The organism is Vibrio marinisediminis, from assembly GCF_014050145.1.
Classification (GTDB): Bacteria; Pseudomonadota; Gammaproteobacteria; order Enterobacterales; family Vibrionaceae; genus Vibrio; species Vibrio marinisediminis.
The window spans coordinates 1-260 of sequence record NZ_JACFYF010000294.1 but is presented as its reverse complement, the minus strand read 5'-3'; the positions used below and the strand labels follow the sequence as shown (position 1 = coordinate 260).

Here is a 260-nt window from a genome sequence, read left to right as displayed (position 1 = left end):
CGGCGTCGCGCAGTGCCAAGGATCTGTTGGCCTCCGACGACGCCGAATGGGACCGTCTGCGCGACCGGATGAATGCCAACACCGATGCGGAATTCGAAGCCCTGAAGGCGGGCTTCCGCGCGGGTATCCCGGCGCCGGGCCCGGTGGACGAGGATGCGGCCAACCGGATGCTCAAGCTGATGGCCGAACTGGGGGGCGAAGAGTTGCTCGGCGCGGCCACGGAATTGCCCGAGGGTGTCTTTGTCCAGCCCGGAAGCTGA

Annotated in this window: 1 pseudogene; it reads left to right on the top strand. The window is 67.3% G+C overall.

From position 1 onward, the window contains the following. Positions 1-260 (top strand): annotated as a pseudogene (locus tag H2O73_RS24160) (ABC transporter substrate-binding protein); the annotation flags it as partial.